The sequence below is a fragment of the Sorangium sp. So ce176 genome (genome assembly GCF_051519835.1).
Taxonomy (GTDB): Bacteria; Myxococcota_A; Polyangia; order Polyangiales; family Polyangiaceae; genus Sorangium; species Sorangium cellulosum_G.
Genome location: NZ_CP150371.1, coordinates 3,993,433 through 4,007,220 on the forward strand (window position 1 = coordinate 3,993,433; position 13,788 = coordinate 4,007,220).

At 73.1% G+C, this 13,788-nt stretch carries 9 protein-coding genes; 7 read left to right on the forward strand and 2 right to left on the reverse strand.

Features of this window, described 5'->3' with window-relative positions:
* Positions 1 to 113 precede the first annotated feature (113 nt).
* From WMF42_RS15060 to WMF42_RS15090, 7 genes are all read left to right on the forward strand, one after another.
* Positions 114 to 1,577: a YkgJ family cysteine cluster protein gene (locus WMF42_RS15060; RefSeq protein ID WP_437692610.1), complete on the forward strand. Its 1,464-nt coding sequence runs from the start codon at positions 114 to 116 to the stop codon at positions 1,575 to 1,577.
* Positions 1,578 to 1,629: 52 nt separating this feature from the next.
* Complete coding sequence (locus tag WMF42_RS15065; protein WP_434047489.1) at positions 1,630 to 2,661, forward strand: DUF2169 family type VI secretion system accessory protein; 1,032 nt, start codon at positions 1,630 to 1,632, stop codon at positions 2,659 to 2,661.
* Positions 2,658 to 3,713, forward strand: a complete 1,056-nt coding sequence (locus tag WMF42_RS15070) for a beta-ketoacyl synthase N-terminal-like domain-containing protein (RefSeq protein ID WP_437692612.1) — start codon at positions 2,658 to 2,660, stop codon at positions 3,711 to 3,713. Before WMF42_RS15065 ends, WMF42_RS15070 begins: the two co-directional genes overlap by 4 nt.
* Before the next feature lie 203 nt (positions 3,714 to 3,916).
* Entirely contained in the window at positions 3,917 to 6,142 is a 2,226-nt protein-coding gene (locus WMF42_RS15075) for a type VI secretion system Vgr family protein (RefSeq protein WP_434047491.1), read from the forward strand.
* Positions 6,143 to 6,169: 27 nt separating this feature from the next.
* Positions 6,170 to 8,449 (forward strand): type VI secretion system Vgr family protein, encoded by a 2,280-nt coding sequence (locus WMF42_RS15080; protein WP_437692615.1) that lies wholly within the window; start codon positions 6,170 to 6,172, stop codon positions 8,447 to 8,449.
* A 16-nt stretch (positions 8,450 to 8,465) separates the two neighbouring features.
* Positions 8,466 to 11,237, forward strand: a complete 2,772-nt coding sequence (locus tag WMF42_RS15085) for a type VI secretion system Vgr family protein (protein ID WP_061607536.1) — start codon at positions 8,466 to 8,468, stop codon at positions 11,235 to 11,237.
* Complete coding sequence (locus WMF42_RS15090) at positions 11,237 to 11,818, forward strand: hypothetical protein (RefSeq protein ID WP_061607537.1); 582 nt, start codon at positions 11,237 to 11,239, stop codon at positions 11,816 to 11,818. The genes WMF42_RS15085 and WMF42_RS15090 overlap by 1 nt, the downstream gene beginning before the upstream one ends.
* Positions 11,819 to 11,851: 33 nt before the next feature.
* Here WMF42_RS15090 and WMF42_RS15095 read toward each other — a convergent pair whose 3' ends face one another.
* Complete coding sequence (locus WMF42_RS15095) at positions 11,852 to 13,237, reverse strand: hypothetical protein (protein ID WP_437692618.1); 1,386 nt, start codon at positions 13,235 to 13,237, stop codon at positions 11,852 to 11,854.
* Between the two features lie 69 nt (positions 13,238 to 13,306).
* The gene (locus WMF42_RS15100; protein WP_061607539.1) at positions 13,307 to 13,741 is read right to left on the reverse strand and encodes a hypothetical protein; all 435 of its coding nucleotides are present in this window, start codon (positions 13,739 to 13,741) and stop codon (positions 13,307 to 13,309) included.
* Positions 13,742 to 13,788 lie beyond the last annotated feature (47 nt).

Sequence of the window (13,788 nt, forward strand, 5' to 3'; positions counted from 1 at the left end):
CTGAGCGCGGCGTCGCGGCCGCCGCACCCGCGGCAGGCGGGGCGCGGGCGGGGCACGGCCGGAGCGCGTCGATTCGATGGCGCCCGGTCGCGGCCGTCGGATAGCGTGTGCGGGTGAGCCCGAACGCGCTGCCGGCGCGCCCCCGCCTCGCCGCCCACGTGCTCGCGCGGCGCCACCTGGTCGGCGAGGAGGAGCGCATCATCCTGCACGACCTCCGCACCGGCGAGCTGCTCCAGCTCGGCCCGCGCGAGTGGGGCCTGCTCTCCGCGGCCGACGGCACCCGCGACGTCGAGGGCATCGTGATCGCGGCCGCCCGCGAGGGCGCGCCCGCGCGCGTGCCCGCGGCGCAGGCCTTCTTCGCGCAGCTCCACGCCGCGGGCCTGCTCGGGGCCGAGGACGCCGGCGAGGACGCGGCGCCCTCGGCGTCCGCGGCGCTCGCGGCCCCCGCGCTGCCGGCGCGCGACCCCCGCGAGCGCCCGCTCGAGGTGCTCCCCGACTTCAGCCTGCACTGCGACGGCAGCGGGAGCTGCTGCCGCATCTACGCCTCGATCCTCTTCGATCCCGAGGAGGCCGCGCGGGCGCGGGCGCTGCGGCCCGAGGTGCTGAGCGGCGGCGCGCGGCACGAGCGCGCCTTCACGCCGGACCGCGGGACGTGGCCGTGCGCGGCGTCCGTGGTCGCGATGCGGGACGGCCGGTGCGCCTACCTGGAGGGCGAGGGCGGCGCGGCGCGCTGCTCGCTCCACGCGGCCGGCGGGCCCGAGGCGAAGCCGCTCGGGTGCCGCACGTTCCCGGCCAGCTTCATCGACGACGGCGAGTCGATCCGGATCTCGGTCTCCGTGGAGTGCGCCTGCGTGCTGGCCAGCGTGGGCCGCCCCGGCGGCGCGCCGCTCGTCGACCCGCGGCTGCGCGCGCGGGGCGATCTCGACGAGCGCCTCGACGTCGCGGCGCTCCCTGACAGCGCCGAGGTGGCGCCCGGCGCGGCCGCCCCCCGGGCCGAGCTCGTCGCGTGGTCGCGCCGCCTCGCCGCGGCGACGCCGCCGCCCGACGTCGCCGCGGGCCTCTTCTCGCTCGCCGCCGCCGTCGAGGCCGAGGGCCTCACGGGCGACGCCGTCGCGCGCTTCGAGCGGCCCGACCCGCTGGATCCATCGGCGCTCGGGCCCTGGCTCGCCGCGCTCCACCGGCGGGCCGCGCGGCGGGCGCGCGGGGACGCCGCCTGGCGGAGCGAGCGGGACCTCGCCCGGAGGGCCACGCAGTGGATCGCCGCCGCGACCTTCGCCCTGGCCGACCCCGACCTGCTCGCCGCGCTGCTCCTGTCGCCCCCGCGCGCCCCTGATCGCGAGCGCTTCTACCTGCGCGCGGCGCTCCACGGCCACCGCCTGCTCGGCGCGCTGCCGCTCTCGCTCGCGCTGCGCGATCGCGCGGCGCGGCTCGTCGTGGCCCGGGCGCTGCCGCTGATCTGCGCCGAGGCGGGCGCGGACGGCGACCCCGCCTGCGCCGAGCCGATCGCGCTCGTCGAGGCGGTGCTGCGCGGCCACGGCCTCGACGCCTACGCCGCGGACATGGCGCGGGCGTCGTGATCGCGCCGGCCGGAGAGACATCTCCCCCGATCTTGTCGATAATGCGCCCGCGATGGACCAGCCGCCGCTCGACAACAAGACGGATTTCGCCGCGCACCCGCAGCTCCTCGTCGATCGGGACGGCGAGAAGCTGGTCACGATCGTGAAGGCGAGCTTCGAGCTCCAGGAGGACGGCGGCTTCGAGCTCGCGCCGCCCGAGCGCACGCGCGCGATCCGGTTCGCCGACCTGCCGTGGGAAAAGGAGAAGCCCGAGAGCGTCGCCTACCCGGCCGACATCTGCCTGTTCAAGCCGGCCACCGACGTGATCTTCGTGGCCAGGGCGTATGCGCCGAGCGGCAAGCCGGCGCCCTCGTTCGACGTGCGCGTCGAGGTCGGCCCGCTCAAGAAGTCGCTTGTCGTGTTCGGCAGGCGGCTCTGGGTGGACAAGGGCGCCGCGCTCACCGCGCCGGGGCCGATCGAGGAGATCGACATGCGCTACGACCACGCCTGGGGCGGCATGGACGACGAGGATCCCGCGGCGATCCTCGAGGAGCCGCGCAACCCGATCGGCATGGGCGTCACGCGCGCCCCCGCCTCGCTCACCCACCAGCCGGCGCCGAACATCGAGGACCCGTCATTCCCGATCCGGACCGCGAAGTCCGCGCCGCCGCCCGCCGGGATCGGGCCCATCGGCCGGCACTGGGAGCCGCGCCGCAGGTACGCGGGGACGTACGATCGGACGTGGCAGGAGCTCCGCGCGCCGCTCCTGCCCGAGGACTTCGACCACCGCTACAACCTGTGCGCCTCGCCCGGCCTGATCGCGGATCCGCCGCTCGCGGGCGGCGAGCCGGTGCGGGTGCTCAACCTCACGCCCGACGGGGCGCTCAGCTTCGAGCTCCCGAGGGTGCAGGTGGAGATCGAGTTCCAGGTGAAGGATCGCCCGCCGGCCGCGTTCGCGCCCCACCTCGACACGGTGCTCGTCGACCTCTACGCCACCGGCCCGCAGAAGCCGGTGGCCGTGGAGATGGTCTGGCGCGCGCACGTCAAGGCGCCCCGGCGGATGAAGGACGCGCGCGTCGTCGTGCGCGAGCGGGGGCGCGCGTGAGGCCCCTCGCCGTCCTGGTCGCCGCGGGCGCGGTCACGCCCGTCGGGCTGCGGTCGATCGACACCGCCTTCTCGCACCGCGCCGCCGCGGCCGCGATGCGCGAGGCGCCGCTCCTCGACGCGAAGGGGGAGCCGGTCACGATGTGCTTTCTCCCCACGCTCGATCCGCTCGCCACCGGCGCGTCGCGCGCCGCCCTGCTCGGGGCCCGCGCGCTCGGCGAGGCGCTCGAGAAGCTCGGCCCCGCCGCGCGCGGGCTGCGGATGCAGATGGCCCTGTGCCTGGACGAGCACCTCGGGCAGCGGCAGCCCGGGGGCGAGGTCCCGGCGCAGCGGCTCGCCGCCGAGCTCGCCGCGCGCGCGGAGGCGCCCGCGCCCGGGATCTCGGTCAAGGTCGCCACGCGCGGCCCGGCCGGTCCGGGGTTCCTGCTGCCGGAGCTGTGCGACGCGCTCGCCCGCGGCGCGATCGACGCGGCGCTGCTCGGCGGCGTGCACACCGACTACGATCCCGCGCGCATCGCCGCGCTCGACGCCGCGGGCCGGATCTTCCGGCCGGACAACCTCGACGCGCTGATCCCCGGCGAGTGCGCGGCCTTCGTGGTCCTCATGCGCCCCGACGTCGCGCGCCGCGCCCAGCTCCGCGACCAGGGGCAGATCGTCGGCCTCGCCACCGCGCACGAGCGGGCCCGCCCGGACAACGACGAGTCGGCGTTCCAGGCCTCGGGCCTCACCGCCGCGCTCCGCACAGCGCTCGCGCCCCTGTCCGACCGCGGGCTGCGCGCCGGCTGGATGCTCACCGATCTCACCTTCGAGACCTTCCGCCATTTCGAGCTCCAGGCCGCCTCGGTGCGCACGCAGCAGCTCTTCTGCGATCCGCAGCAGGTGGAGAGCCCCGCGCAGCGGATAGGCCACCTCGGCGCCGCCGCCATGCCGCTGCACCTCAGCATCGCGTCCGAGGCGTTCACGCGCGGCTTCGCGCCGCACCCCTGCGCCGTCTCCCTCGCCGGCAGCGACGGCGGGGAGCGCGCGGCCATGGTCGTCGTCGCGCCGGGCTGACGCCGGTACGGCGAGCCCCCTGCCGCGCTCCGGCGGCGATTGCGGCGCCATTCCGACGGTGGCGCGGGCACGCGCAGCATTCCGTCGCCCGCCGTGAGCTCCGCAAAATTCGGCTCCCACGCCCGTCGAAATTCCGCTGCCATGCCGTTTCCGCCGCGTCCGCGGGGCTTGGCGCCGCCCGCCGATCGCCTACCATGCCCCGAATGGCCGCCACCTTCGCCACCTTCTCCCTCGAGGGCGACAACCTCCCCGCGGACATCGCCGTCACCCGATTCGAGGCCGTCGAGGGGGTCTCCACCCCGTACGCGGTCGACGTGCGCTTCTCGACGCTGGACACCGCCTTCCGGGTCGAGGATTGCCTGCGCAGCCGCCTTTGCCTGCGGGTCATCGACACCTCCGGCGCGCAGCGGCTGTTCGACGGCGTCGTCGACCGCGCCGGCTTCGCCCGCGTCGCGGGCGAAGGGCGCCAGTTCGACGTCCGCCTGCGGCCGGCGCTCGCGGCGCTCGCGCACCGCGAGGGGTGCCGCATCTTCCAGGAGAAGAGCATCGTCCAGGTGGTGCAGACCGTCTTCGAGGAGGCGGGCTTCGGCGACAAGGTCGAGTGGCGAAACGCGAAGGAATACGAGGCGCGGGAGTTCATCGTCCAGTACCGCGAGTCGCACCTCAACTTCGTCTCACGCCTGCTCGAGGACAACGGCCTCTTCTACTACTTCCGGCACGAGGTCTCCGGACACACGATGATCATCACCGACGATCCCTCCTCGTTCGAGGTCGAGGAGGGGACGCCGGTGATCTTCCGCATGGCGCAGGGCGGCCTCCCCGGCAGCCAGCCGCTCGCGAAGCTCACGAGGACGCGCGCCCTGCGCACGAGCAGCGTGCACCTGCGGGACCACGATTTCGAGAAGCCCGCCGTGAAGCCGGAGTCCGCGCTGCCCCGCAAGGAGGCCATCGAGCTGCCCTATTTCGAGTACCCCGGCGGCTTCACCAAGGGGAGCGTGGGCGCGCGCCGCGCCGACGCCCGCATGCGCGAGCTCTCCGCCGACGCCGACGTGTGCGAGGGCGAGAGCCGCGCGGCGGGCCTCAAGGTGGGCGAGCCGTTCCTCGTCGAGGGCGCCGCCGAGCCGTGCCTCAACGGCGAGTTCGTTGTCACCCGGCTGGTCTCGCGCGGCAACCAGACGCTCACCGGGGGAGAGACGAACTACGACGTCGAGAACCACTTCCGCGGCATCCCCAAGGGCGCGCCCTTCGCGGCCGAGCGCCGCGCGCGCCGGCCGCGCATCCGCGGCATCCAGACGGCGGTCGTCACGGGGTCGAGCACCCAGGAGCAGGCGATCCACGTCGACAACTACGGCCGCATCAAGGTGCGCTTCTTCTGGGACCGGCAGGGCCAGCAGGACCACACAGCGAGCTGCTGGCTGCGCGTCTCGCAGCTCGCGATGGGCGGCTCGATGATCCTCCCCCGCGTCGGCTGGGAGGTCTCCGTCGCCTTCCTCGACGGCGACCCGGACCGGCCGCTCGCCCTCGGGCGCACCTACAACGCGGAGAAGACGCCGCCGCAATCGCTCCCCGCCGCCAAGGCGTCCGGCTCTCTCAAGAGCATGTCGTCGCCGGGCGCCGGCGGCCATAACGAGGTCGGCATGTCCGACAGCTCCGGGAGCCAGGGCTTCGGCGTCCACGCCCAGAAGGACCTCAACGTCACCGTCAGGAACGACAAGGTCGATGAGGTCGCGGTCAACGAGGAGAACCACATCAGCGTGAACGGCTCCCGCTCGGTCAAGGTCGACGAGTCGATCACCGTGGCCGGGAACCAATCGCTCGACGTCGGCGCGGTGCTCTCCCACAAGATCACGGGCAACCAGAGCATCTCGATCGGCGGCAACGACACGACCAACGCGATCAGCAATCACGTCGAGAAGGTCACCGGCAACCGCTCGTATACGGTGAGCGGGAATCAGATCACGATATCGAACGGCATCGAGCAGTCGATCACCGGCGACATGAGCCGCAAGGTCGGCGCGGTGCAGATCGCCGGCAGCCTCGCCTCGATCAACGATAACGTCCTCGGCGGGATGGCGGAGACGGTCGGCGCCGTGAAGGCGCAGATCATCAACGGCAGCCACGGAGAGCAGATCTCCGCCAACAAGGACCAGACCTCCCTCGCGGCCGAGCTCCACCTGACCAAGGGCTCGATCTCTCAGGTGGCGACGGGCGTCACCAACCTGGTGGGCGGCCTCCATTACCAGAAGCTGAACGGCGATCTGGTCGTCCAGGCGCCGCTCATCACGCTCCTCGGCGCCGTCGGCTCGTTCAAGGGCGGCGGCAGCGAGCTCAAGCTCGGCGGCGGACCCGTCGTGATCAAGGGGACCAAGATCGCGGTGAAGGGCGCCCTCGTCGTCAAGATGGGCGCGTCGATGAAGCTCGGATCGTGAGGTCCGCGGGCGCCAGTGAGGTGAAGAGTGGCTGAACATCATATCCTCGCGATCCCCTCCGTCAGCGTGGAGGGCAAGGTCTACCGGGTGCTGCGCTTCGAGCTCACCGAGCAGCTCTCGGAGCTCACCCGCCTCGAGTGCGACCTGCTCGACGACGAGGCGGCGCTGCCGCGGCCGAAGGACGTCCTCGACAAGCGCGCGGTGTTCACGCTCACGCGCAGCGACGACACGCAGACCCGCGCCTTCGCGGGCACCATCGTTGTCGCCGAGCTCCTGCCCGACAGCGACGACGTGCCCACGCTGCGGATCGAGGTCGCGCCGGCGCTCTGGAACCTCGGGCAGCGCGCCGACTGCCGGATCTTCCAGGAGAAGAGCGCTGTCGACATCGTGAAGGAGGTGCTCGAGGGCGCGGGCGTGCCCGCGGGCCAGCAGGACTGGCGCCTGGCCGAGCCCCACCCGGCGCGCGTCTACACCGTCCAGTACCGGGAGCGGGACCTCGATTTCATCCACCGCCTCCTCGCCGAGGAGGGGATCTACTTCGCGATCCACGTGAAGAACGATCAGGACGTGCTCGTCTTCAGCGACTCGCCGACCGGCCTCGAGGACATCGAGGGCGCGACGACGCTCCCGTTCTTCCAGGACTTCGGCGTCGACGGCTTCGCGGATCGCGTCGTCCGCCTCTCCCGGGAGGTCTCGGTGCGGAGCGACAAGGTGTTCGTCCGCGATTACAACCCCGAGAAGCCCTCGCTCAAGCTGGAGGCGTCGGCCGAGGGGAGCGATCCCGGGTCGCACGAGCTCGAGATCTACGAGTACCCCGCGCGCACAGCCGACGTGAGCGCGGCGGAGCGGCTCGCGAAGGTGCTGCTCGACGCGGTGCAGGCCGGGCGCGACGTCGTGCGCGGCGAGAGCGGCTCGCTCGCGCTGCTCCCGGGCCGGCGCTTCTCGGTGGAGGGCCACCCGTACGACCCGCTCAACCAGGAGTACCTCGTGGTCCGCTCGCGCATCGCCGGCAGCCGCCCGCGGAACTTCGAGATCGCGGGCCGCGCGGGCGCGGGCGACGGCGACGGCGCGCGCGACCTCCGCATGGCCTGCGAGTTCTGGGGCGTGCCCACCGGGACGACGCGCTACAGGCCGCCGCGGCGCGCCCGCGAGCAGGTCGTCCCGGGCGCGCAGACGGCGATCACGACCGGGCCCTCGGGGCAGGAGATCCACACGGACGCGAGCGGCCAGGTGAAGGTCTCCTTCCACTGGGATCGCTCCGGAAAGAAGGACGACACGTCGAGCCGCTGGATCCGCACGAGCCAGGTGCCGACCGGGGGCTCGATGCTGCTGCCGCGCGTCGGCTGGGAGGTCACGGTGCGCCACCTCGAGGGCGACGCCGACCGGCCCTTCGTGCTGGGCCGCATGTACAACGCGCTCACGCCGCCTCCCTACGCGCTGCCGAAGGAGGCCGGCAAGAGCTCCCTCCAGACAGCGACGACGCCGGGCGGGGGCAGCTCCAACGAGCTCAGGATGTCGGACGCGAAGGGCGCCGAGGAGATGTTCATCAACGCCTCGAAGGACATGTCCACCGAGGTGAAGAACAACGCGACCGAGTCGATCGGCAACAACCACGCGAAGAAGATCGGCGCGGATCAGTCGACGAACGTCACGAACAGCATGACGAGCAGCGTCGGCGCCAACCAGAAGATCTCGGTCTCCGGCAACCAGGCGATGAAGATCGAGACCTTCCACGTGGACGACATCGGCGGCGACCACACGCTCGCGATCGGCGGCAACCGCGACATGAAGGTCGGCGGCGATCACAAGCGCGACGTCACCGGCGACAGCGCGCTCACCGTCTCCGGCAACCAGATCGATCTCGTTGTCGGCTCGGTCACGGACGCGACCCTGGCCGGCTTCAAGCACGAGGTCGGCGCGGCGCTGGTCGAGCTCGCGCTGGGGCACCGCACGGTGACGGTCCAGGGCGACCGGAGCGAGACGGCCACCGGCGCGAAGGTGATCGCGGTCAAGTCCGGGCGCGGCGTCGAGGTCGGCGGATCGATGAACGTGAAGGTCGGCGGCGCGATCGTCAACGTCGCCAACGGCGATCGCGTGGAGAGCTCGCTCGGCGCCTACACCGAGCTCGCCGGCGGCGCGCACATCGTCAAGGCGAACAACGTCGTCTTCGAGGCGACCGGCGCGCTCACGCTCGTCATGGGCGCGTCGATCGTCTCGCTGACGCCCGCGAGCGTCGCGATCCTCGGCCTGTCCGCGAAGCTCGACGGCGACGTCGCGGACACAGCCGCGCTGGTACTCGACAACTGAGGAGCAGGAGGCGAACGTGGCACGCCAGACCGTAGCGCACTTCACGATCGAGGATGTCCCGGCGGCCCGGGTGCTCCGCTTCGAGTCGATCCACGAGGCGGGCAGGCCGCTCGTGCTCGACGTCGAGGTCGTCCTCTACACGTACCAGGAGCTCGACGCGATGATCGGGAAGGGGGCGGTGCTCTCCTTCGGCGCGTCGGGCGAGGAGCCGCGCCTCATCGCCGGGATGGTGGAGGCCGCGACCTCGATCGGCTCGACCGAGCTCGGCATGGATATCCTCGGCGCGCGCTACGCGGTGCGCGTCGTCTCCTCGCTCGCGCTGCTCGCGCGCAGCGTCGACTCCCGCATCTTCCAGGAGATGAGCGCCAAGGAGATCGTCGCGCAGGTCCTCGAGGAGCACGGGGTCTCCCGGGTCGAGTGGCGGCTCAGCGGCGACTGTCCGAAGCGCGAGTACTGCGTGCAGTACCAGGAGAGCGCGCTCGCGTTCATCTCGCGGCTCATGGAGCACGAGGGCATCTACAGCTTCGTCGAGGTGGACGCCGAGGGGGAGCTCCTCGTCTTCGACGACGACAGCACCGTCGCCGGGCCGATCTCCGGCGATCCCGCGCTGCCGTTCCGTCGGCGCACCGGCCTGAGCGCGGCCGACGAGCGCGACGCGATCTACGCGATCCGCGAGCAGGAGCGGGTGCGCTCCGGCAAGTTCGTCCTCCGCGACTTCGACTTCAAGCGACCGAAGCTCGACCTCACGGTGACCGCGGCGTCGAGCGAGCGGACCGAGCTCGAGCGGTACGACTACCCGGGCGGCTACTTCGAGCCGAGCGAGGGCGAGCGGCTCGCGAAGATCCGGCTGGAGGAGGAGCAGGTCGAGCGGCGCACGATCGACATCGACGCCGTGTGCCCGCGCCTCGCGGTCGGCCACAAGCTCACGATCACGGACGCCGGTGAGCTCGACGGCGAGTACTTCCTGTTCTCGGTGACGCACACCTTCGTCCACGAGGAGGACGGCGAGGGCGCCGCGCCGCGCTCCAGGGCGCGTGCGCGCCTCGTGCCCGCCGACGTGAAGTACCGGCCGCGGCGCATCACCCCGATCCCTGTCATCGAGGGGCCGCAGACAGCGACGGTGGTGGCGCCGGCCGGCTCGCAGCCCGAGGCGATCCACACCGACGAGCACGGCCGGTGCAAGGTCAAGTTCCACTGGGACCGGAGCGACGCTGTCGACGACAAGGCCTCGTGCTGGATGCGCGTCGCGCAGCTCCAGACCTCGGGCTCGATGATGCTCCCCCGCATCGACTGGGAGGTGATCGTCGAGTTCCTCGAGGGGAACCCGGACCGCCCGATCGTCACGGGCCGCCTCTACAACGGCGTCTTCATGCCGCCGTACGCGCTGCCCGAGGGCAAGACGCGCACGGCGATCCGGACCGCGAGCACGCCGGGCGGCGGCGGCACCAACGAGGTCCGCTTCGAGGACAAGGCGGGCGCCGAGGAGATCATGATGCACGCCCAGCACGACATGAAGACGGCCGCCGCGAACAACGCCAAGAAGAACATCGGCAACAACGAGACCACGGTGATCGGGAACAACGCGTCGCTCGAGGTCGGCGGCAACCAGACGACGAAGATCACGAAGGGCTCGTCGAACACGGTGGGCGCCGATCAGACGATCAGCGTGGGCGGCAACCGCACCCTCGAGGTGAACGCGGTGTCGGCGCTCACGGTGAAGGGCAACGCGACGACCACGGTGGGCGGGAACCAGTTCGAGATGGACGGCAACCCGCTCGAGGCGATGCTCGCGCTCGCCGCGCAGGCGGCCGTGCAGTTCGCGAGCGTGATGGCGAACAACGCGATCTCGGCGATCCAGGGGCAGGTCGACGGCGCGATCAACCAGGTGATGGCGCCGATCAACGGGCTCACGCAGCAGGTGCAGGGGGTCGCCGGCGCGATGGGGGCCGTCGCCGGCGGCGACATGAGCCGCATGCCCGGGATGATCGCGGGCGCGTCGGGCATCCCCGGCGCGAGCCAGCTCGCCGCCTCGATGGGCGGGGGAGGTCGCGGTGGCGCTGGCGCTGGCGGCGGCGGCGGTGCTGGCGGCGGCGGTGGTGCTGGCGGCCCTCCGAACATGCTCGCGGCGATCGCCTCGAACGCGGCGCACAACGCGCTCGCCGGCGGGATCTTCGTCCAGCCGGAGGCGCTCGCCTCCGCGCTCGGCATGGACTCGGGCGGCGGCGGCGGCCAGTCGATGGCGAACGCCGCCGGGCCGGAGGGCAACGTCGACGGCGTCGACGCGACCGACCGCGAGAAGGGGCCCGGGCACTCGACAGCGAAGGTCGCGGGCACGCACAAGGAGGACGTCGGGTCGATGAAGGTCCTCGGCGCGGTCCAGGCCATCGACAACAACGTGACCGGCAAGAAGACGATCGACGTCGGCGCGGCGACGGTGCAGGTCGCGTTCGGCAGCTATTCGGAGACCGTCACCGGCTCGAAGAACGAGAAGGCGACGGGGCTTGTCGTGCTCAGCAGCGCGGGCGAGAGCGAGACGGTCACGGGCTCGCGCACCGCGATGGTGGGCGGCGCGGTCGTCGACAAGCTCAAGGGGTCGCACGTCGTGCAGGCCGTGGGGCCTGCGACGTTCATCGGGGCGTTCCACAAGGTGGAGGCGAAGGGGGCCATCGTCTTCAAGTGCGGCGCCAGCGAGGTGGTGATCGACGGCGGGGGCGTCACGATCACCTCGCCGCTCGTGGCCTTCCTGGCCCCGAAGATCCAGCTCCCGAAGAAGGTCTCGGAGGTCTGATGGCGGCTCCTTTCGACGGTGGTTCCGCGCAGGCCGGCGCGCCGCCCGCGGTGGAGGAGCTGGAGGCCGACGCCGGGGCCGAGGAGGCGTCCGACGCCCCGCGCGTGACCCTGGACGACGTGCTGGCCGAGCCCGCCGCGCCGGCGGCGGCGCCGCTCCCGGCGCGGCAGGCGCAGCCGCTCGGCGCCGCGATGCGGACCGCGCGTGTCGCCTCGATCGCCGGCCGGGCGGCGCAGATCCTCGTGCGGGGCGTGGACGGGCCCATCGAGGCCGAGGTCGCGCCCGAGGTCGACCCCGAGGTGATCGCCGACGCGCGCGCCCGCGGCGACGCCGTGCTCGTCGAGCTCTGCGACGGCGCGCTGCCGCTCATCGTCGGGGCGCTCGCGACGCAGCGGCCGAAGGCGCTCCACCTCAAGGCGGAGACGATCACGATCGAGGGCGAGCAGGAGCTGCTCCTGCGCTCGGGCCGTGGCGCGGTCCGCATCCGCGAGGACGGCGACATCGAGGTGGTGGGCAGCCGCATCAGCGCCGCGTCGCGGGGGCTGTTCCGGATCGTGGGGCGGCTGCTCCGGCTGAACTGACGCCGCGCGCCGGGCGGGCCCTCGGGGCTGGGCTCAGCGTCGCGCGCTCTGCTCGACGAGCGCTTGCCATCGCGCCTTGAGCGCCGGATCGGACTGGAAGCGCTCGTGCCACATCGCGTGGAGCGCGGTCCAGCTCTGCGGGTCGAGCCCGTAATGACCCTGGATCTCGTGGACGTGCGCTGGGTGCTCCCGCACGTCGGCGCAGATGCGCGCGTACTGGGCGAGCGAGATGCGCTCCACGCGCCGCTTCATCTCCGCATCCACCTCGGGGCGCGCCCCTGCGGCGGACCGCGAGAGCGACGTGCTGGCCAGCGGCCCGTCGCCGGAGCTCGGCTGCTGGAACGGCAACGCCCAGCTCCCGCTCGGGAGCGGGGGCGGCCGTGGCACGGCCTCGTCCCTGCTGGAGGCCCGTGGTGCGGGAGAAGCGGCAGGGCGGGCGAAGGGAAGGGCGTTGTCGGCGGGAGGCGAAGGGCTCGGGCGCGAGAACGGAAGGGCGTTGTCGGAGGGAGGCGAAGGGCTCGGGTGAGAGAACGGCAGCGCCTTGTCGGCCGTGGGAGCAGGGTTCGGGCGCGAGAAAGGCAATGCGTTGTCGGCCGCCGGAGGAGCGACGGGGCGAGAGAAGGGCAATGCGCTGTCGGCCGCCGGAGGAGCGACGGGGCGAGAGAAGGGCAAAGCCTTGTCGGCCGGGGGCGAGGGGCTCGGGCGCGAGAAGGGAAGGGCGTTGTCGGTCGGAGGTACAGGGGCCCCTCGCGCGAAGGGCAATGCGCTGTCGGCCGGACGTCCAGGGACCTTCCGGGCGAAAGGCAGCGCGTCCTGGAGCGGGACAGCGCGCATGTCGAGGAGCGTCACGAAGGCTCGCGGCGCGGTTGGCGGCGGCTCCGGGATCGGCGAGGCCCGAGGTGTCGGCGTGGCCGCGGGCAGCGGCGACGGCGTGGCCGCGGGCAGCGGCGGCGGCGTGGCCGCAGGCAGCGGCGACCGATCCACGGGCGGTCGCGCCGGCGGCGCGACCGCGCTCGATCTCGCCCACGGCGAGCGCGCAGCCTCCTCGTCGCTCACGCCCGCGGCGGCCACCGGGGTCGCCCCGTCCGGGTGTGCACCCCCCAGCGCCGGGAGGTGCGCCTCGGGCGCCACCGGCATCGGCCCCTCCGGCTTCCTGCGCGCCTCCCGCTGCTTCACATGGGCGCGGCGCTTCTGCTCGGCGATGAGCTCCAGGTAGCGCTGGCTCGGGCGAAGCTGCCCCCGCGCGGCCTGCGCGGCGAGCCTCGCCATCCAGCGCTCCCGCGCCGCCTCCCACGCCTCGACCGAGAGCCCCGCCCCGGCGAGCGCCTCGTCCCGAGGCGCGCCCGCCTCCAGGGCCCCCGCGATCGCGGCGAGCTCCTCGAGCGTGATCGATCGCCTGTTCCCCTCGCTCTCCACCATGCCTCCCCCAGCATACCCGCCGCCGCGCCGCAGCGCGGCCCCGGCCGATCCCGCGGCGCGGCCGTCCCTCTACTTCATCGCCCGCTGAAACCGCGCCACCAGCTCCTCGTCCTCCAGCATCGCCGCCGTCCACCGCTGCTGCGCGCTCAGGTAGTCGTCGAGCGTCAGGTCCAGCCGGCTCAGCACCGTCGCCATGTCGGTGCCCCGCTTCATCGCGCGCGCCGCCTCGAGGAAGCGATCGAACGACAGCTCGCTCCTCGCGCGGGCGCGCTGGACACGGGCGAACGTCTCGGCGAAGGCGGCGACCAGCGGCGGCACCCCCACGTCCTCGCCGTCCTCGTCATCCGCCTCGGAGAGGCGCGCCTGCCAGGCGTCGTCGAGCGCCTCCCAGCGCTCCTCGTCCAGCCCGTGCGCGGCGAGGAGCGCCGCGCGATCGGCGCTCGGATCCGCAAGCTGGGCGGCCAGCGTCGCGTAAGCCTCGAGGTCCTCCGCGGGATCCTTCATCGCGCGGTCAGGCTACCTCAGCGCGCAGCTTGGGGCCTCCTCGGCGC